The following is a 19,257-nucleotide window of genomic DNA, read 5'->3' as shown; positions in this document are numbered from 1 at the left end:
CGCAGCAGCGGCGTCGGGGTCGAAGCGGAGAACGCCGGCGCGCGGGCGGCGCATCGGGCGTCGGCGGATTGTAGAGGATTTGGCCGCCAAACGCATCGAAAAGAGAACGATCGTTCACTTTTTAATCGGGCGTGCCGGAAACGGGCGGCGGCCTGGGGGCGCGGCCACCCGCCGCGGCGAAGCGGCGAGCGTCGCGGTCAATCGGGAGAACGGGAAGGGCGGGCGCGGGCCTTACGCGGGGAGGTACGCGAGGCGCACGTAGATCGGCGCGAACGGCTCCGGCTGCGTGATCTCGACGAGCGATTCGCGCGCGAGTTCGAGCATCGCGATGAAGTTCACGACGACGACCGGCACGCCGCGCGACGTGTCGAACAGGTCGGCGAACTCCATGAAGCGCGCGTTTTGCAGCCGGCGCAGGATCAGGCTCATGTGTTCGCGCACCGACAGCTCCTCGCGGGAGATCTTGTGGTGCTGGACGAGCTTCGCGCGCTTGAGCACGTCGGCCCACGCGGCACGCAGGTCGTCGGAGTTCACGTCGGGGAAGCGCGGCGTGATGCTTTGCTCGATGTAGACCTCGGCGCGCAGGAAGTCGCGGCCGAGCTGCGGCAACTGGTCGAGGCGCTGCGCGGCAAGCTTCATCTGCTCGTATTCGAGCAGGCGGCGCACGAGTTCGGCACGCGGATCCTCCGCTTCGTCGCCGGTGTCGGCCTTCTTGACCGGCAGCAGCATCCGCGACTTGATCTCGATCAGCATCGCGGCCATCAGCAGGTATTCGGCGGCCAGCTCGAGGTTCGACGTGCGGATCTGGTCGACATAACCCAGGTATTGCGCGGTGACCTGCGCCATCGGGATGTCGAGCACGTTGAAGTTCTGCTTGCGGATCAGGTACAGCAGCAGGTCGAGCGGGCCTTCGAACGTCTCGAGGAAGATCTCGAGCGCGTCGGGCGGGATGTAGAGATCCTGCGGCAGCTTGAAGAGCGGCTCGCCGTACAGGCGCGCGAACGCCGCGACACCGTCGACCGTGTCGGGCGTCGAATCGGCGCCCGCGGGCGCGGCGATCGCGTCGTCCTGCCGGGCGGCGCTGGCCTCGTCGGCGGCGCTCACGTCGTCAGAAGTTCTGGTAGTAGACGTACGACGTTTGCTTCACGCGCGATTCCTGCTGGTCGGCGCGCTCTTCGAGGTCGATCGGCTGCTTGTCCCACAGCAGCGAACGGCCCTTGCGCTGCTCTTCCTCGAGCGTCGGCTTCTGCTGCTTGAGCTGGTTCAGGAACTGCGTGACGTCGGACTGGTACGGCATGGCTGGATTTTCCGTTTCGGGCGGCGCACGATGCGCCGGATTCGCGTTGGCGGGATTTTACCGCATCGCGGGAACGGCCGGCGCCAATCGCGCGTCGAATCCGCGGGCCCGCACCTGCGGCGAAGCGGCCCGGGCCCGTGTGCGCGCCGTTGCGCGCAAGCGTCAAAGCCCCGCGCGTGCGGGCATGGCCGCTGCCCTGTGGTCAAATACAGGGTTTCCACGAAACCGTGACAACCGAGGGCGAGGTCATATTTGGCGGGGCAGTCGAACCAGCAAGCACACATGGCGCATGACCCGGGCCCGCGCGTGGCACGCAAGCGCGCCGGCGCCGCGGCCCGCGCCGCGCGGGCGGCCCTCGCGGGGTGCGTCGCCGCATTCTTCGCGTTGCCTGCCTACGCGAAGTACGACGTCGACATCGACGCGCCGCGTTCGATCCGCAAGCTGCTCAAGTCGCATCTCGATATTGCGCGCTTCGCGAAGCGCGACGACATCAGCGAAGACCAGTTCGACTTCCTCGTGACCGCCACGCCGCAGCAGGTGCGCGACCTGACCGCGACGGCCGGTTATTTCTCGCCGGTCGTGCGCACCGACGTGCGTATGCGCGACGGCAAGCGCGACGTGCGCATCGCGGTCGATCCGGGGCCGCAGACCGTCGTGTCGACGGTCGACCTGACGTTCAAGGGCCCCGTCGACACCGAAGATCCGAAGCAGGAGGCCGCGACCCGCTTCGCGTTCTCGCTGAAGCCGGGCGACCCGTTCACGCAGTCCGACTGGGACGGCGCGAAGGGCGCGGCGCTCAAGCAACTGCAGTCGCGCCGCTATCTCGGCGCGAAGATCGTGTCGTCCGAGGCACGCGTCGACCCGCGCACGCAGCGCGCGACGCTCGCGGTCGCGTTCGACAGCGGCCCGACGTTTACGATCGGCAAGGTCGATGTCGACGGCGTGCGCCGCTATCCGGAGAAGATCGCCACGAACGTCAATCCGCTGTCGGAAGGCGAGATCTACGACGCGCAGCGGATCACCGAATTGCAGCGGCAGTTGCAGAACACGCCGTACTACGCGAGCGTCGCGATCGACGTCGGCGACGATACGACGAAGCCCGAGCGCACGCCCGTGCACGTGAAGGTCAGCGAGTTCCCGTACAACAACATCCGCGGCGGCGTTGGCTATGCAACCGACACGGGCCCGCATGTGCAGGGCTCCTATACGTATCTCGACACGTTCGGCGCCGCGTGGCCGCTGACCGTGTCGGGCCGGCTCGACCAGATCCAGCAGTACGGGCAGGTCCAGCTGTCGATGCCGCCGGGCGAGAAAGGGTGGACCAACAGCGTGCTCGCGTCGTATACGAACACCAACGTGTCGGACACGCGCATCTACAGCGCGCGGGTCGGCGTGCAGCGCACGCGCACCGGCCAGTTCATCGACTATGCGTATTCGCTGATGTTCTACCAGGACCGGCTTGACCAGAACGGCGCGGGGCCGACCACGAGCCGCGCGCTCGTGCCGCAATGGGCCTGGACGCGCCGCAACGTCGACGATCCGCTGTTTCCGCGCTCGGGCAACCTGATCCACGCGGAGGCCGGCTTCGCGATCAAGGGCGTGGCAACCGACCAGACTTTCATCCGCGGCTACGCGCGCGGTCAGCAGTACCTGCCGATCGGCAAGCGCGACCTGTTCGTGTTCCGCGCGGAGCTCGGCGGCGTGTTCACGAGCGGCAGCTCGACCGGCGTGCCGGCGTCGCTGCTGTTCCGCGCGGGCGGCTCGAACTCGGTGCGCGGTTACGGTTACCAGAGCATCGGCAACAGCGTCGCCGGCTCCGTGCTGCCGACCAAGTACCTGATGACGGGCACCGCCGAATACCAGCACTGGTTCAACCGCGACTGGGGCGCCGCCACGTTCTTCGACATCGGCACCGCGACCGATGCGTGGGGCGAGAAGGTGTTTTATCCGGGCGTCGGCATCGGTGCGCGCTGGCGAAGCCCCGTCGGCCCGATCAACGTCGATGTCGCGTACGGGTTGCGCAACCACAGCGTGCGTCCGTACCTGACGCTCGGCATCGCTTTCTGAACGTACCGTTTCATCCACGACGAACCGCATGACGAAGGACCCGAACGACACGCCGCCGCCTCACGATCCGGACTCGCCCGACGGCGCGCCCGACGCGCCGCCGCGCCGCGGCCGCGCGGTGCGCGTCGTCGCGTGGACGCTCGCCACGGCCGTGCTGCTCGTCGTGCTGGCTGCCGGGCTCGTGCTGGCCGCGGCGACGACCGAGCGCGGCACGCGGCTCGCGTGGCAGGTGGCCGGGCGCGTGCTCGGCGCACGGCTCGCGGGCACGCTCGAAGGCGGCTCGCTTGCGACCGGCGTGCGGTTGCGCGGCTTCGCGTGGACGAGCCCCGACGGCACCGGCACCGAGGTCCGCATCGACCGGCTCGACGGCCGCTGGGCATTGACCCGCGCGCCGTGGCGGCTGTCCATCGCCTATCTTCGCGCAGGCACGATCGACGTGCGGATCGCGCCGGGGCCGTCGACGCCGAGCACGACGCCGCAGGATCTGAGCCTGCCGCTGCAGTTGCGGATCGACGATCTGCGCGTCGATCACCTCGCGATTCACGACGGCGGTTCGACGACGCAGCTCGACCGCCTCGCGCTGAACGGCCGCAGCGACGGCCGTCATCATGAACTCGTGCTCGGCGGCGTCGATACGCCGTACGGCGCGCTGACCGCGCGCGCGAAGCTCGACGGCGTGAAGCCGTTCGCGCTGACGGGCGAAGCCACCTACGCGGGCAAGCTGTCCGACGAGCCGGTCGACGCGCGGGCCCGCGTGTCGGGCTCGCTCGAGGCGCTCGTCGCGGACGTCGATGCGAGCGGGATGAAGCTGAGCGGGCGCGCGCACGTCGAGGCCGCGCCGTTCGGCGCGGTGCCGCTCACGCGCGCGTCGCTCGCGTTCGATCACGTGAACCCGCAGGCGCTCGCACCCGGCGCGCCGGCCGCCGATCTCGCGGTGCGCGCGGAGCTCGCGCCCGTGACCGCGCCTGCCGGCACCGCACCCGCGAAGGGTTTCGCGGTGACGGGCCCCGTGTCGATCGTCAACGCGAAGCCCGGCACGCTCGGCGATCACCTGCTGCCGGTGATCGACGCGCACGCGAACGTGCATCTCGACGCGCACGCGCAGCGGATCGACGATCTCGCGCTGAAGCTGATCCGCGACGGCAGCGTGACGGGCAACGGCACGCTGACGGGCGGCAAGGGCCGCTTCGACCTGAAGGTCGCGAACCTCGACCTGAACGCATTCGTCGCCGAGTTGCGGCCGATGCGCCTGGGCGGCCCGCTCGGCGTGACGCTCGCGGGCGACGTGACGACCGTCGATTTCGACCTGAACGACCCGAAGCTCGCGCTCGGCGCGCGCGCGAAGGTCGCGCTGACGCCGCAGCAGACCGTGCTGACCGACGCGCGCGTGACTGCGGCCAAGGGTCGTATCGACCTGACGGGCGTGTTTCGCCACGACGCGCACTCGAGCTACGACGCGAAGGCGACGCTGACGGCGTTCGATCCGCTGCTGCTCGCCGCGATGAGCGCGCCGAAGGCCGGCGGCGGCAAGGCGGCCGCCAACGCAAAGGCGCCGGCCAGGCGCGGCGAGACGCGCGTGTCGGGCACGCTGACCGCGTCGGGCGCGTTTGCGCCGCAGGTGTCGACGAAGGCGACCTTCAAGCTCGGCGACAGCCTGTACGACGGCGTGCCGCTGACCGGTGCCGGCGTCGTGCAGCTCGCCGGCTCGCGAATCCTGCCGAGCAACGCGAACCTGTCGATCGCGGGCAACCACGTCGATTTGCGCGGCAGCTTCGGCGCGCCCGGCGACCGGCTGCGCTTCGTCGTTGACGCGCCGCAGCTCGACCGGCTCGGCTTCGGCGTGGAAGGGCTCGTGCAGGCGCAGGGCGACCTGACCGGCAGCTTCGCGCACCCGAACGTGACGGCCACCTACAAGGCCGAGCGCGTCGTCGTCGGATCGAACCGGATCGGCGCCGCACAGGGCCGCGCGGACATCCGCGACGGCGCGCACGGCGCACTCGTGTTCACGGCCGACGCGACCGACATCGCGCTCGGCTCGCAGAAGCTGAAATCGCTGCGCGCGAATCTGAACGGCACGCGCGCGAAGCACACGCTCGACGCATCGGCGCTCGGGACGACCGGCGGCCGCGTGATCGACGTGACGCTCGCGGCGAACGGCGGCGTGATCGAGAACCGCGACGGGATGCGCTGGGACGGCACCGTCACGCGCCTTGCGAACCGCGGCACGCCGGCCGTCGCGCTGCAGGCGCCGCTCACCGTGTCGGCCGGCGCCGGCCGCGTGGCGCTCGGCGCGACGCGGCTCACGCTCGAAGGCGCGGCGATCGACCTGAAGTCGTTCGTGTTCGATCACGGCCAGATGCGCTCGGCGGGCTCGGTGAGAGGCGCATCGGTCGCACGCTTCTTCGAGGTCCGCCAGGCGCTGACGGGCCAGCGGCCGCCGGTGCGCACCGACGTCGTGCTCGATGCCGACTGGGATTTCTCGCTCGGCGCGAACGCGACGGGCTACGTGCAGGTGAAGCGCCGCGGCGGCGACGTGACGATCGAGAGCGGGCGCGGCATCGCGTCGCTCGGGCTGACCGACCTGTCCGCGCGCGCGAGCTTCGCGCCCGGCAACCGGCTCAACGTGACGGCGCTCGCGAAGGCGAACCGGATCGGCACGCTCGATGCGAACGTCACGGTGCCGTTCGCGCTGCGCGACGGCGTGTTCGGGGTCGTCGACGACGGCCCGCTGTCGGGCCGCATCGACGCCGATATCCCGTCGCTGAAAGCGACCGGCAATCTGTTCGGGCCGAGCTACCTGCTCGGCGGGCGCGCGGCGCTGAAGCTGACGGTCGCCGGCACGCCGGTGAAGCCGAACCTGTCGGGGATGCTGACGGGCGACGACCTGTCCGCGACGCTCGTCGACCAGGGCGTGCAGTTGAAGGACGGCATCGTGCGCGTGAAGCTCTCGGAAAACCTCGTCGAATTCCAGCAGGTCGAGTTCCACGGCGGCGACGGCACGCTGCGCGCGCTCGGCCGCGTGCGCCTCGACGGCGAGGCGCCCGACCTGACCGCGAGCATCGTCGCGGACAAGCTCGAACTGTTCGCGGCGCCGGACCGCAAGCTGTCGCTGTCGGGCAAGGCGACGGTCGCGAACGACGGGCCGCGTGGCGCGCTGTCGATCGACGGCAAGTTCGTCGTCGACCGCGCGCTGTTCGACCTGCCCGAGGAAGCGGCGCCGCACCTGTCCGACGATGTCGTGATCGTGCGGCCGGACGGCACGGTGCGCGGCGAGACGCCGACCGGCACCGCGGTCGCGAAGCCGCCGCCGGCCACGGACAAGCCGGCGCCGTCGCTCGCGCCGCGCGCGAACATCGACATCGGCCTCGGCAACAACTTCCGATTCAAGGGCCACGGCGCGGATCTCGGGCTGCGCGGCACGATCACCGTGATGAGCGCGCCGGGCGTGCCGCTGCGTGCGGTCGGCAACGTGCGCGTGACCGAAGGATCGACGTACACGGTGTTCGGCCGCAAGCTGGCGATCGAGAACGGCTTCTTCACGTTCAACGGGCCCGTGTCGAACCCGGGCGTCAACATCCTCGCGATGCGGCGCAACCAGGAGGTCGAGGCCGGCGTGCAGGTGACGGGCATGATCCAGTCGTCGACGGTCAAGCTCGTGTCCGAGCCGAACGTCACCGACAACGAGAAGCTGTCGTGGCTGCTGTTCGGGCACGGCACCGACCAGGGCAACAACGTCGGCCAGCAGGGCGCGATGACGGCCGCGCTCGCGCTGCTCGGCAGCGCGACCGGCAAGCGCGTCGCGCAGACCATCGGCCTCGACGAATTCTCGATCGGCCGCAGCGACGTCGGCCTGACCGATCCCCAGGTCGTGCAGGTGTCGAAGGCGATCAACGAGCGCTTCGTGCTCGGCTACGAGCAGGGGCTGCAGTCGGCCAGCAACGCGTTCAAGGCGACGATCAACCTGACGCGCTTCTGGTCGGTGTCCGCGTACGGCGGCACGTTCCAGGGCGTCGACCTGAACTACACGCGGCGCTTCGATCGCTGGTTCGGTCAGCGGTGATCAAGGGGCGCGCTCCGGCCCCCGCTCAGCCCGACGCGCCCGGCCTCGGGTCGGCGCGCAGGCATGCGTCGAAGGCTTCGCGCGTAGCGGCGACCGTCACGTCGACCTGCAGCCAGCGGCCGCGTGCATCAAGCCGCCGTGCGCGGAAGTAGTGGCGGTATTGCAGCGCGGCAGCCGCGACCGGCGGCGTCACCCGCGCATTCCACGATTCGATCGAGAAGCCGTCGGCGTCGAGCCGTTGCAGCAGCCGTGACAGATCCGCATCGTCGGGCGGCACGACGAGGTCGACGTCGTTCAGCGGCGCAGCGGCGGCATCGTCCGCTGCCGCCGCGAGCCGTTGCGCGAAGCCGCCGATCACCGCGAACGCGAAGCCCTCGCGCGTCAGCGCGGCCACCAGCGCGCGGGCTGCGTCGACGTCACTCGCGAGCGGCGCCTTGCGGCACACGAGCGCGTATTCATGCGTGCGGTCGGTGGCGCCGGCGCCGTGCGGCGCCGGGCCGTCGGCGCGTTCGTAGATCAGCACGCGTTCGTCGTGCAACACGAAGCGCTCGCCGAGCAATCGCGCGACATCCCATGCCAGCGGCACGAACCGGCCGCCGACCCGCAGGTTCTGCGCCATCGCGATGCACCAGCCGCCCGGCTCGAGCAGCGCATGCACGCCGGCGAACACGTTGCGCATCCGCTCGAGATACGGCGCATAGCAATCGACGCCGTACAGTTGCCCGTCGCGCGGGCTGTCGGGCAACCCCGTGCAGCCGAAGTAGGGCACGCTCGTCAGGCACAGCGTGAACGGGCCGCCGGCGCGGCGTGCCGCGGCCTGCGTCGCGTCGCTCGACAGGTCGCCGGCCAGCACCGGATAGCGGGCGGGTGGCGCGCCCGTGCGCGCGAGTCGTTCGCGTGCGAATGCGACGCGCGCCGGGTCGATCTCGACGCCGAGCGCCGGCACGCCGCATCGCGCGGCGGCGACGAGCGTCGTGCCGAAGCCGCCGAACGGATCGACGATCCAGCCGCCCGGCGTCGCGTGGCTGCCGATGAATGGCATCATCTGCTCGACCCAGCCGCAATCGCGCGCGGCAAACGCATCCCGCGCGCGCAGGTCGGCGGGCAGGGTGGTGTCGGCGGCCTCGTCGGTCAGGCGCAGCCAGCTAGTCACGACGGTCATCGTTGCTCCACAGGATGTCGCGCGCCGGATGCCAGCCGGCGCACAGGTTGCCGTTCGGGTGGAACACGAGCTTGTACACGGCATCGCGCAACTCGTGCTCGCGCATCGCGCCGTAGTCGGACGTCTCGAACACGACCTCGAAGCCGTCGCGATGCGTCCAGCGCGCATTCCAGAAGTAGTAGCCGCCCGTCAGCGCGATCGGTTCGTACTGCGCGGAAAACGCGGCGTCCGCCGCGCAGGCGAGCAGCAGCGCGTCGATCGGAACGCGCGTGCGGTCGATGTAGCGCCGCGTCGCGTTGTGCCGATAGGTGTCGGGCAGCGCGGAGAACTCGCGGAAGATCACCGAGCGGGCCCCGAGCGCGCGTGCATGGGCCAGATAGCGGAGCACGTCCGCCGGCGTCTCGATGCCGCCGCGCTGCACGATGCAGACGAGCTTGACCGGAAAGTGCGCGCGCGCGGCGGCAAATGCCGTTTCGAACGCGTGCTGGTGCCTCACGTGCCGGCCTGGCCGAAAGCGCATGATCGACTGGTTCACGTCGTCGCGGTCGTGATGACGCGACCATTCGAGCCATGAGATGCCGAAGTCCGCGAGGGCCGGCAGCAGCGCGTCGCCGTGTTCGACGAGCCCGGCGCCGTTTGTGTACAGCACGCTGCCGGTTGCGTCCGGACCGTCGTCGCCGGCCGCGCCGAGCGTCGCGACGAGCGACAGCAGCCAGCGCGGATCGTCCGTGTTCTCGAGCCCGGACAGCGAGTACGACAGCGGCACGCCGCGCAGGGTGCTCAGCGCACGCCGCAGCGTGTCGAAATAGTCGGCCGCCGGGCGCAGGCCTGCCGCTACCGGGCCCGACGCGGTTTCGTCGACCAGCGTTTCCGAGCAGAACCGGCAACGCGCGGAGCAGGGCTGCGCCGCCGCGTATGGCGTGAACGTGAGCGGCTGCGCGAAGCGGATCGTTCGGCCGGCAACGGTATGGACATGCCAGCGGCGGCTGTCGTCGGCGGGCGGCTCGCGCAACGCGAGCCACGCGAAGCGCCGGGCGAGCGTGTCGAACGCGCGGCTGCGCGCGACGAGCGGCGCGACGGCGTTGGCGTGCGCGATCGGCACGAGCGGAATCGTGATCGGGGCGCGGGCACGGCTCGCGCGCGGCGAAGCACGCGTGCGTTCCGCTGGCGGGGCGTCGGAAGTGTGTGTCATGTCGTTATTCTTGGGTGGGGCCTGCCGCCACGGCCTGGGTGGACCGCTGGATGCGGTCTTCGGAATCCGGCGGGCCCGATGTCGTCGCCATGTTAGCCGAACTCGCGCGCTGCGCGTCGGACGGTGCTGCGCGCGCCACGCCATGAAAAAAAGCCCCGCACGTATCGTGCGAGGCTTTCTTCTCAAGCAGTGGCGTGTGCTGCTTACTTCACGCGCATGCCGGGCTTCGCGCCGCTGTGCGGCTCGAGGATGTAGAGGCCCGGCTCGGACTTCTCGTCGGTTGCCGACGCCGCGAGCACCATCCCTTCGGACAGGCCGAACTTCATCTTGCGCGGCGCGAGGTTCGCGACCATCACCGTCAGCTTGCCGACGAGCTGCTCGGGCTGGTACGCGGACTTGATGCCCGAGAACACGTTGCGGGTCTTTTCCTCGCCGATGTCGAGCGTGAGCTGCAGCAGCTTGTCCGAGCCTTCGACGGCCTGGCACGCGACGATCTTCGCGATGCGCAGGTCGATCTTCGCGAAATCGTCGATCGAGATGGGGGCGTCGTCGGCGCCGTTCACGACGGCCGGCTTCGCGTTCGCCTTGGCGTTCTTCGCATTCTTCGAGTCCTTCGCGGCGTTCGCGCTTGCAGCGGCCGCGTCGGCCTGCAGCGAATCGCGGTTCGCGGCGAGCAGCGCGTCGATCTGCTTCGCGTCGACGCGCGTCATCAGGTGCTGGTAAGCCTTGATCGGCTGTTCCGACGACAGCGGCTTCGCGGCATCGGCCCACGTGAGCGGCGCGATCCCGAAGAACGACTCGACGGATTCGGCGACGCGCGGCATCACCGGCTTCAGCGCGAGCGACAGCAGGCGGAACGCTTCGAGGCTCACGCTGCAGGTTTCGTGCAGCGCGACCGCGTTGGCCGGATCCTTTGCGAGCTCCCACGGCTTCGCGCCGTCGACGTACGCGTTCACGTCGTCCGCGAGCTCCATCGTGTGGCGCAGCGCGCGGCTGTATTCGCGTGCTTCGTAGTTCGCGGCGATCGCGGGAATCGCATCGCGCAGCTTCGCGACGAGCGGATGGTTCATCGCGCTGTCCTGCACGCGGCCGTCGAAGCGCTTGAGCAGGAAGCCGGCCGCGCGGCTCGCGATGTTCACGTACTTGCCGACGAGGTCGCTGTTCACGCGCGCCTGGAAGTCGTCGAGGTTCAGGTCGATGTCTTCCATCGTCGCGTTCAGCTTCGCGGCGAAGTAGTAGCGCAGCCATTCCGGGTTCAGGCCCGTGTCGATGTAGCTCTGCGCGGTGATGAACGTGCCGCGCGACTTCGACATCTTCGCGCCGTCGACCGTCAGGAAGCCGTGCGCGAACACGTTGGTCGGCGTGCGGTGGCCCGAGAACTCGAGCATCGCGGGCCAGAACAGCGTGTGGAAGTACAGGATGTCCTTGCCGATGAAGTGGTACTGCTCGGCCTTCGAGCCCGCGCGGATCCACGCGTCGAAATCGATGCCGTTGCGGTCGCACAGGTTCTTGAAGCTCGCGTAGTAGCCGACCGGCGCGTCGAGCCACACGTAGAAATACTTGCCGGGCGCGCCCGGGATCTCGAAGCCGAAGTACGGCGCGTCACGCGAGATGTCCCAGTCGGCGAGCTTGGCCTCGCCGGCGTCGCCGAGCCATTCGCGCATCTTGTTGGTCGCTTCGGGCTGCGCGAGGCCGCTCACCCATTCGCGCAGGAACGCCTCGCAGCGCGGGTCGGACAGGCGGAAGAAGTAGTGCTTCGACGTCTTGCGCACCGGCGTCGCGCCCGACACCACCGAATACGGGTTCAGCAGCTCGGTCGGCAGGTAGGTCGAGCCGCACACCTCGCAGTTGTCGCCGTACTGGTCCTTCGCGTGGCACTTCGGGCACTCGCCCTTGATGAAGCGGTCCGGCAGGAACATTTCCTTGACCGGGTCGTACGCCTGCTCGATCTCGCGTTCGGCGATCAGGCCGGCTTCCCGCAGCGCGAGGTAGATCTGCTCGCTCAGCACGCGGTTCTCGTCCGAGTCGGTCGAGTAGAAGTTGTCGAACGACACGCCGAAGCTGTCGAAGTCGCGCTTGTGCTCGGTCCAGACGCGGTCGATCAACTGCTTCGGGCTCAGGCCTTCCTTCTCCGCGCGCAGCATGATCGGCGTGCCGTGCGTGTCGTCGGCGCCGATGTAGTAGACCTCGTGACCGTGCATTCGCAGCGTCCGCACCCAGATGTCGGTCTGGATGTATTCGACCAGGTGGCCGATGTGGATCTGCCCGTTGGCATAGGGCAGTGCGGACGTAACGAGGATCTGGCGCGCGCCTTGCGGCGCCGCAGCCTGCACGGAAGTGAGGTCGGTTGCGGACATAAGGTCTGTAGAGGAACGGCGGAAATACGACGGGAAACTGCGATTCTAGCAGGGGCGCGGGCCGGGGAGGCGGGCCGGCGCCGCGTGGCGGGCGCCGGAACCGGCGGTGCTGCTGCGCTGCAGCATGAATTCTGCAGGCAAAAAAAAACCGGGGCGGATACGGCCCCGGAGCAACAACGACAAGAGGAGAATGGTGACGCGCCGGCAACTCCCAGCCGCGTACCGTAAATACTGACCACGGCCCGCGACGGAAGTTCGAAATTTTTTTCGATTTGTTACCGGCCCCGACGGAAGCCTTGTCCCGCGGGGCTGCGCGGGCGGCGTGCCCGCGTCTTCCCCTCGTCGTGCGCTTATTGCGCCTGCGCTGCGCGCAGGTAGATTTCGACGCGGCGGTTCTGTGCGCGGCCGGCTTCGGTCGCGTTGTCCGCGATCGGGTTCGACGGGCCCATGCCCTGCGCCGACAGGCGGCCGGCGTTGACGCCGCGCTGCGCGAGCGCGTTCACGACGCTTTGCGCGCGGTTCTGCGACAGCGTCTGGTTCAGCTGCGCCGAGCCCGTGCTGTCCGTGTAGCCGACGACCGATGCCGTCACTTGCGGGTTCTGGTTCAGCGTCGTCGCCAGGTCGTTCAGCAGCGGCGTGAATGCCGGCGTGATCGCGTACTGGTTCGTCGCGAACGTCACCGAGCTCGGCACGTTCAGCTTCAGCGAGCCGTCCGGCTGCTCGGTCACCTGCGTGCCCGTCTGCGCTGCCGACGGCGCGAGCTTGTTCCTGATCGCCTGCCAGTTGTAACCCGTCACGCCGCCGACCAGCGCGCCGACGCCCGCGCCGATCGCCGCGCCCTTGCCGCCGCCCGCCAGTGCGCCGATGCCCGCGCCCAGCGCCGCACCCGTGCCGGTACCGACGGCCGTGTTGGTGCCTTGCGGCGATGCGCAGCCGGCCAGCACTGCACCGGCCAGGGCGAAGACGGACAGGCGAGTCGCGATTTTCATGTTCATCTTGGATTCCTCTCTTGGTTGAACGAGTCGACAACGACAACTACAGTTACGGCTCCCCGCACAGGCCGCCCGAAAAAGGAGGGCGGGCCCGGCGCTCGCGGCAGCCGCCGAGGCGGCCGCATGCCCTGTCCGTCAACATGGCTGTTCGGACAGCGCGACGCGTCAGCCTCTACAATATAGGCGGTTAGTGGCCGATTTGGCCCCATAGCGTGCCGCACGCGAAGAGTGCGCCGGGTCGCGCGTTCGCGCAATGGCATGCAACAGATTCTTTCACTTTTCCCGATTTTCGCAGCGTAATTTGATATTTTTTGACGTTTGCGCGCGAAAAAAACGTTTTCACGGAGTTTCGATGAGCATTGACCGGGCACAAGTCGACGCCGCACTGGCGGCTGTCGTCGACCCCAATACCGGCCGGCCGTATGCGGCGAACAAGGGCGTGCGCAACGTCGCGATCGACGGCGATGTCGTGGCGCTCGACGTGGTGCTCGGTTATCCCGCGCGCAGCCAGCACAACGACGTGCGCGCACGCGTTGCGGCGGCGCTCCAGGCAGTGCCGGGCGTGCGCGACGCGCGCGTCGCCGTGTCGCAGGAGATCGTCGCGCACACGGTGCAGCGCGGCGTGAAGCTGCTGCCGAACGTGAAGAACATCGTCGCGGTGGCGTCGGGCAAGGGCGGCGTCGGCAAGAGCACGACGGCCGTGAACCTCGCGCTCGCGCTCGCCGCGGAAGGCGCATCGGTCGGCATTCTCGACGCCGACATCTATGGCCCGTCGCTGCCGACGATGCTCGGCATCCACGGCCAGCGCCCCGAGTCGCCCGACAACCAGTCGATGAACCCGCTCGTCGGTCACGGGCTGCAGGCGAACTCGATCGGCTTCCTGATCGAGGAAGACAACCCGATGGTGTGGCGCGGCCCGATGGCGACCTCCGCGCTCGAGCAGTTGCTGCGCCAGACCAACTGGCGCGAGCTCGACTACCTGATCGTCGACATGCCGCCCGGCACGGGCGACATCCAGCTGACGCTCGCGCAGCGCGTGCCCGTCACGGGCGCGGTGATCGTCACGACGCCGCAGGACATCGCGCTGCTCGACGCGAAGAAGGGCCTGAAGATGTTCGAGAAGGTCGGGATTCCGATCCTCGGCATCGTCGAGAACATGAGCATCCACATCTGCTCGAACTGCGGCCACGAGGAGCATATCTTCGGCGCCGGCGGGGCCGAGCGGATGGCGAAGGACTACGATGTGAACGTGCTCGGCAGCCTGCCGCTCGACATCGCGATCCGCGAGCGGGCCGACAGCGGCACGCCGACGGTCGCGGCCGATCCGGACGGCGCGCTGGCGCGTCGCTACCGCGACATCGCACGCGGGGTCGCGCTGGCGATTGCCGAGCGCGCGCGCGACATGACGTCGAAGTTCCCGACCATCGTTGTTCAAAATACGTAAAACCCTTGCGGGGCGGGGCCTCACGCTGTTTACGGCGCCGCGAGGCGCGGTATCATGGCGACTTTTCCCGGGTCCCTTTACCCGCCCGGCATGGCCGCCGTGTCAAACGGCCGTCAGCCGGCATGAGGATCGAATGAAACAACGACATCACGGGGTGCGCGCCGGCCGCGCGCGGCACGCGCTGCTGGCCGTCGCCGCGCTGGGCCTGCTGGCCGGCTGCACCTCCTTTTCCTCGTCGCACGAAAAACGGGCCGACGCACAACTGCAGCCGACGGTCGGTTCGCAGGCGCGCGGCGCGGTGACGTTCGTCGAGCGTCCGGACGGCGTCCAGGTCACCTACAACCTGGTCGGCCTGCCGCCGAACAGCGATCACGCGCTGCAGGTGCACGAGCGCGGCGACTGCAACGCGGGCGACGGCTCGAGCGCCGGCCAGGTGTTCGCGCCGGCCGCCGACCGTCTGCGCGCGGGCGCCCGCGTCGCCGGCGACCTCGGCAACATCCATGCGGATGCGAACGGTGTCGCGGCCGGCTTCATCGTCGCTCCCGATCTGGCCCTCGATGGCGTGCGCTCGGCGATGAGCCGCTCGGCGCTGGTGCACCGCGACCCGAGCGATCCCGCGTTTGCGCAGCATGGCGCGGGGCCCGCGCTCGCCTGCGGCGTGATCCGCTGACGGCTGCCGCGTGCGCGGGCCGATGATCGCGTAAAATGTCCGCCTTTCCCGGCCGCCGCCTCGCGCGAGCGGCCCTCCCTGACTGTCACGCAGCGTTTCCTGGCGCCCCGATATGAATCGACCCTCACGCTCACTTTGTTCGCTGCCCTCCGAGGGGGCGGTCAGCCTCCTTGGGACGGCCCGGCGGAGGCTGACATGAGCATCAAGTCCGACAAGTGGATTCGGCGCATGGCCGAAGAGCACAAGATGATCGAGCCGTTCGTGCCCGATCAGGTTCGCGCGTCCGAGGACGGCCGCCGGATCGTCAGCTACGGCACGTCGAGCTATGGCTACGACATCCGCTGCGCAGACGAATTCAAGATCTTCACGAACATCAACTCGACGATCGTCGATCCGAAGAACTTCGACGAGGGTTCGTTTGTCGATTTCAAGGGCGACGTGTGCATCATCCCGCCGAACTCGTTCGCGCTGGCCCGCACCGTCGAATATTTCCGCATCCCGCGCACCGTGCTGACGGTCTGCCTCGGCAAGTCGACCTATGCGCGCTGCGGGATCATCGTCAACGTGACGCCGTTCGAGCCCGAGTGGGAAGGCTACGTCACGCTGGAATTCTCGAACACCACGCCGCTGCCCGCGAAGATCTACGCGAACGAAGGCGTCGCGCAGGTGCTCTTCTTCGAGAGCGACGAAGTGTGCGACGTGTCGTATGCCGATCGCGGCGGCAAGTATCAGGGGCAGCGCGGTGTCACGCTGCCGAAAACCTGATCTGGTTGCATATCGTCTCACCAGTTTCCGGGTGACCGCTGCGCGTGACGCGCCGCGGTCGTTCTTTTTGGAGAATCGCCCATGAAGTTTCGTTTCCCCGTCGTCATCATCGACGAAGATTTCCGCTCCGAGAACATCTCGGGCTCCGGCATCCGGGCGTTGGCCGAAGCGATCGAGAAAGAGGGCGTCGAAGTCCTCGGCCTCACGAGCTACGGCGATCTGACGTCGTTCGCGCAGCAGTCGAGCCGCGCGTCGTGCTTCATCCTGTCGATCGACGACGACGAACTCATGCTCGGCGAAACCGGCCCGGACGGCGAGCTGCCCGAGCTCGCGACCGCGATCATCGAGCTGCGCGCGTTCGTCACCGAAGTGCGCCGCCGCAACGCGGACATCCCGATCTTCCTGTACGGCGAGACGCGTACGTCGCGGCATCTGCCGAACGACATCCTGCGCGAGCTGCACGGCTTCATCCACATGTTCGAGGACACGCCGGAGTTCGTCGCGCGCCACATCATCCGCGAGGCGAAGGTCTATCTCGACTCGCTCGCGCCGCCGTTCTTCAAGGAACTCGTCAAGTACGCGGACGAAGGCTCGTACTCGTGGCACTGCCCGGGCCACTCGGGCGGCGTCGCGTTCCTGAAGAACCCGCTCGGCCAGATGTTCCACCAGTTCTTCGGCGAGAACATGCTGCGCGCGGACGTCTGCAACGCGGTGGACGAACTCGGCCAGCTGCTCGATCACACGGGCCCGGTCGCGGCGTCCGAGCGCAATGCGGCGCGCATCTTCAGCGCCGATCACCTGTTCTTCGTGACCAACGGCACGTCGACGTCGAACAAGATCGTCTGGCACGCGACGGTCGCGCCCGGCGACATCGTGCTGGTCGACCGCAACTGCCACAAGTCGATCCTGCACGCGATCACGATGACGGGCGCGATTCCGGTGTTCCTGACGCCGACGCGCAACCATTTCGGCATCATCGGGCCGATCCCGCGCGACGAATTCAAGCCGGAGAACATCCGCAAGAAGATCGAGGCGAACCCGTTCGCGCGCGAGGCGCTGCGCGAGAACCCGGACATGAAGCCGCGAATCCTGACGATCACGCAGAGCACGTACGACGGCGTCGTCTACAACGTCGAGATGATCAAGGACCTGCTCGGCGACCTGCTCGACACGCTGCACTTCGACGAAGCGTGGCTGCCGCACGCGACGTTCCACGATTTCTATCGCGACATGCACGCGATCGGCGACGGCCGCCCGCGCACGGGCGCGCTCGTGTTCGCGACGCACTCGACGCACAAGCTGCTCGCCGGCATCTCGCAGGCGTCGCAGATCGTCGTGCAGGATTCGGAGAACCGCACGTTCGACAAGCACCGCTTCAACGAGGCGTACCTGATGCATACGTCGACGAGCCCGCAGTACGCGATCATCGCGTCGTGCGACGTCGCGGCCGCGATGATGGAGCCGCCGGGCGGCACCGCGCTCGTCGAGGAATCGATCGCGGAAGCGATCGACTTCCGCCGCGCGATGCGCAAGGTCGACGCCGAATACGGCGACGACTGGTTCTTCAGCGTGTGGGGCCCGGACAACCTGTCGGAAGAAGGCATCGGTTCGCGCGACGACTGGATGCTGAAGCCGAACGACCACTGGCATGGCTTCGGCCCGCTCGCGGAAGGCTTCAACATGCTCGACCCGATCAAGGCGACGATCATCACGCCGGGGCTCGACGTCGACGGCGAGTTCGGCGAGACGGGCATTCCGGCCGCGATCGTCACGAAGTACCTGGCCGAGCACGGGATCATCGTCGAGAAGACCGGCCTGTACTCGTTCTTCATCATGTTCACGATCGGCATCACGAAGGGCCGCTGGAACTCGATGGTGACCGAGCTGCAGCAGTTCAAGGACGACTATGACAACAACCAGCCGCTGTGGCGCGTGCTGCCGGAATTCGTCGCGCAGCATCCGCGCTACGAGCGCGTCGGCCTGCGCGACCTGTGCACGCAGATCCACGACGTGTACCGCGCGAACGACATCGCACGCCTGACGACCGAGATGTACCTGTCGGACATGGAACCGGCGATGAAGCCGTCGGACGCGTTCGCGAAGCTCGCACACCGCAAGATCGACCGCGTGCCGCTCGACGAGCTCGAAGGCCGCGTGACGAGCATCCTGCTGACGCCGTACCCGCCGGGCATTCCGCTGCTGATCCCGGGCGAGCGCTTCAACAAGACGATCGTGAACTACCTGCGGTTCGCGCGCGACTTCAACGAGCGTTTCCCGGGCTTCCACACCGACATCCACGGCCTCGTCGCGGAAGAGGTGAACGGCCGCGTCGAGTACTACGTCGACTGCGTGCGCGACTGATGGCGACGCACGGACGATTCCGGGCGATGCGCGTGGCGGTGGCCGCGCTCGTCGTCTGGGCGGCAGGGGTGGCGGGGCTGGCGGGGCCGGGCGTCGCACACGCGGAAGTCGCGGCGGCCGACCCGATCGACGTCGCGATGCGGCAATGCCTCGCGCGGCGCGACCGGTCGTCGACGGCCGGCCAGATCCAGTGCATGGGCGAAGCGCAGCAGCAGTGGCAGGCGGTGATGGACGGCGCGTACCAGCGCCTGTTGAAGGATGCGCCGGCCGATGCGAAGCGCGGCTGGCAGGACAGCCAGCGCCGCTGGGTCACGTGGCGCAAGGATGAAGTTCTTCTGCTGAAGGCCGTGTACGACACGACGCGCGGCACCGCGTACACGATGTCGAGCGCCGACATGCAGTTGCAGCCCGTGCGCGATCGCGCGCTGGCGCTGCGCGGCGCGGCCGATCGTTATGCGCCGCCGCCCGCCGCCGTACCGGTCGCGGCCACGAGCGGCACGAGCGCGGCCGAGGGCGCGGCCCAGGGCGGGGCCGCGCCGAACGGCAAGCCGGCGGCGAACGCACCGCGCGATCCGGCCGTGCGCCGCGTGCGGCCGTGCGAACAGGATGCCGCGTGCGAGCACGCGCTGTTCGACCTGAACCGCTATTACCAGAAGCTGCGCCGCAAGATGCCTGCGCATTCGGCCGCGACGCTGGTGCGCGCGCAGCGCGCATGGGTCGCGTTCCGCGATGCGACGGCGCCGCTCGTCGGCGAGGACGGTCGCGTCGACCTGATCGGCGCGCGCATCGCGACGATGAAGCGGCTGTCGGAGACGGCCGGCAACAACTAGAAGCCGTCGCGACGTCAGTCGTTCGTCGGCAAGGCAAAACGGGCACCCTTGGGTGCCCGT

At 68.7% G+C, this 19,257-nt stretch carries 13 protein-coding genes; 7 read left to right on the top strand and 6 right to left on the bottom strand.

Annotated elements, in window-relative coordinates; translation table 11 throughout:
* Positions 1-231: 231 nt before the first annotated feature.
* Together AC3WLY_RS21340 and AC3WLY_RS21335 are read right to left on the bottom strand one after the other, a co-directional pair.
* On the bottom strand, positions 232-1,104 hold the full coding sequence (locus tag AC3WLY_RS21340) for a segregation and condensation protein A (protein WP_034178758.1): 873 nt from the start codon (positions 1,102-1,104) through the stop codon (positions 232-234).
* Between the two features lie 4 nt (positions 1,105-1,108).
* A complete protein-coding gene (locus AC3WLY_RS21335) occupies positions 1,109-1,297 on the bottom strand; it encodes a DUF3460 family protein (protein WP_034178757.1) in 189 nt (62 codons plus the stop codon).
* Positions 1,298-1,549: 252 nt separating this feature from the next.
* Here AC3WLY_RS21335 and AC3WLY_RS21330 point away from each other — a divergent pair, with 252 nt between their 5' ends.
* Complete coding sequence (locus tag AC3WLY_RS21330) at positions 1,550-3,364, top strand: autotransporter assembly complex protein TamA (protein WP_492309221.1); 1,815 nt, start codon at positions 1,550-1,552, stop codon at positions 3,362-3,364.
* A gap of 28 nt (positions 3,365-3,392) precedes the next feature.
* Positions 3,393-7,424 carry a translocation/assembly module TamB domain-containing protein gene (locus AC3WLY_RS21325; RefSeq protein ID WP_492309220.1) on the top strand — a complete coding sequence of 1,344 codons (4,032 nt, stop codon included), beginning with the start codon at positions 3,393-3,395 and terminating at the stop codon, positions 7,422-7,424.
* A 25-nt stretch (positions 7,425-7,449) separates the two neighbouring features.
* Here the strand turns inward: AC3WLY_RS21325 and AC3WLY_RS21320 are convergent, their stop codons facing one another.
* The 4 genes from AC3WLY_RS21320 to AC3WLY_RS21305 all read right to left on the bottom strand — a co-directional run bounded on the left by AC3WLY_RS21320 (position 7,450) and on the right by AC3WLY_RS21305 (position 13,130).
* Complete coding sequence (locus AC3WLY_RS21320) at positions 7,450-8,586, bottom strand: DNA methyltransferase (RefSeq protein WP_175962790.1); 1,137 nt, start codon at positions 8,584-8,586, stop codon at positions 7,450-7,452.
* A complete protein-coding gene (locus AC3WLY_RS21315) occupies positions 8,570-9,778 on the bottom strand; it encodes a radical SAM protein (protein WP_492309219.1) in 1,209 nt (402 codons plus the stop codon). Before AC3WLY_RS21315 ends, AC3WLY_RS21320 begins: the two co-directional genes overlap by 17 nt.
* Before the next feature lie 203 nt (positions 9,779-9,981).
* Entirely contained in the window at positions 9,982-12,135 is a 2,154-nt protein-coding gene (metG, locus tag AC3WLY_RS21310) for a methionine--tRNA ligase (protein ID WP_492309218.1), read from the bottom strand.
* A gap of 350 nt (positions 12,136-12,485) precedes the next feature.
* On the bottom strand, positions 12,486-13,130 hold the full coding sequence (locus tag AC3WLY_RS21305; protein ID WP_096471514.1) for a YiaD family glycine zipper/OmpA-like lipoprotein: 645 nt from the start codon (positions 13,128-13,130) through the stop codon (positions 12,486-12,488).
* A gap of 349 nt (positions 13,131-13,479) precedes the next feature.
* Between AC3WLY_RS21305 and apbC the strand changes: the two genes are divergently transcribed.
* The 5 genes from apbC (at position 13,480) to AC3WLY_RS21280 (ending at position 19,197) form a co-directional block, all read left to right on the top strand.
* A complete protein-coding gene (gene apbC / locus AC3WLY_RS21300) occupies positions 13,480-14,571 on the top strand; it encodes an iron-sulfur cluster carrier protein ApbC (protein WP_492309217.1) in 1,092 nt (363 codons plus the stop codon).
* Between the two features lie 133 nt (positions 14,572-14,704).
* Positions 14,705-15,241 (top strand): superoxide dismutase [Cu-Zn], encoded by a 537-nt coding sequence (gene sodC / locus AC3WLY_RS21295; protein WP_175962792.1) that lies wholly within the window; start codon positions 14,705-14,707, stop codon positions 15,239-15,241.
* A gap of 195 nt (positions 15,242-15,436) precedes the next feature.
* Positions 15,437-16,006, top strand: coding sequence for a dCTP deaminase (gene dcd, locus AC3WLY_RS21290; RefSeq protein ID WP_006398615.1), 570 nt, complete (start codon positions 15,437-15,439; stop codon positions 16,004-16,006).
* 81 nt (positions 16,007-16,087) lie between these two features.
* Complete coding sequence (locus tag AC3WLY_RS21285; RefSeq protein ID WP_034178750.1) at positions 16,088-18,367, top strand: arginine/lysine/ornithine decarboxylase; 2,280 nt, start codon at positions 16,088-16,090, stop codon at positions 18,365-18,367.
* Complete coding sequence (locus AC3WLY_RS21280; protein ID WP_175962793.1) at positions 18,367-19,197, top strand: lysozyme inhibitor LprI family protein; 831 nt, start codon at positions 18,367-18,369, stop codon at positions 19,195-19,197. The genes AC3WLY_RS21285 and AC3WLY_RS21280 overlap by 1 nt, the downstream gene beginning before the upstream one ends.
* Positions 19,198-19,257 lie beyond the last annotated feature (60 nt).

Source organism: Burkholderia sp. FW306-1C-G01B, assembly GCF_058781685.1.
The sequence above is the reverse complement of the archived record's forward strand: the minus strand, read 5'-3'. Positions and strand labels throughout refer to the sequence as shown.

What these genes read in the sequence shown, in the direction of transcription:
- sodC (WP_175962792.1), top strand. Translation starts at nt 14,705, where the DNA reads ATGAAACAACGACATCACGGGGTGCGCGCCGGCCGCGCGCGGCACGCG.
- AC3WLY_RS21325 (WP_492309220.1), top strand. Translation starts at nt 3,393, where the DNA reads ATGACGAAGGACCCGAACGACACGCCGCCGCCTCACGATCCGGACTCG.
- apbC (WP_492309217.1), top strand. Translation starts at nt 13,480, where the DNA reads ATGAGCATTGACCGGGCACAAGTCGACGCCGCACTGGCGGCTGTCGTC.
- AC3WLY_RS21315 (WP_492309219.1), bottom strand. Translation starts at nt 9,778, where the DNA reads ATGACACACACTTCCGACGCCCCGCCAGCGGAACGCACGCGTGCTTCG.
- metG (WP_492309218.1), bottom strand. Translation starts at nt 12,135, where the DNA reads ATGTCCGCAACCGACCTCACTTCCGTGCAGGCTGCGGCGCCGCAAGGC.
- AC3WLY_RS21285 (WP_034178750.1), top strand. Translation starts at nt 16,088, where the DNA reads ATGAAGTTTCGTTTCCCCGTCGTCATCATCGACGAAGATTTCCGCTCC.
- AC3WLY_RS21305 (WP_096471514.1), bottom strand. Translation starts at nt 13,130, where the DNA reads ATGAACATGAAAATCGCGACTCGCCTGTCCGTCTTCGCCCTGGCCGGT.
- AC3WLY_RS21280 (WP_175962793.1), top strand. Translation starts at nt 18,367, where the DNA reads ATGGCGACGCACGGACGATTCCGGGCGATGCGCGTGGCGGTGGCCGCG.
- AC3WLY_RS21335 (WP_034178757.1), bottom strand. Translation starts at nt 1,297, where the DNA reads ATGCCGTACCAGTCCGACGTCACGCAGTTCCTGAACCAGCTCAAGCAG.
- AC3WLY_RS21320 (WP_175962790.1), bottom strand. Translation starts at nt 8,586, where the DNA reads ATGACCGTCGTGACTAGCTGGCTGCGCCTGACCGACGAGGCCGCCGAC.
- dcd (WP_006398615.1), top strand. Translation starts at nt 15,437, where the DNA reads ATGAGCATCAAGTCCGACAAGTGGATTCGGCGCATGGCCGAAGAGCAC.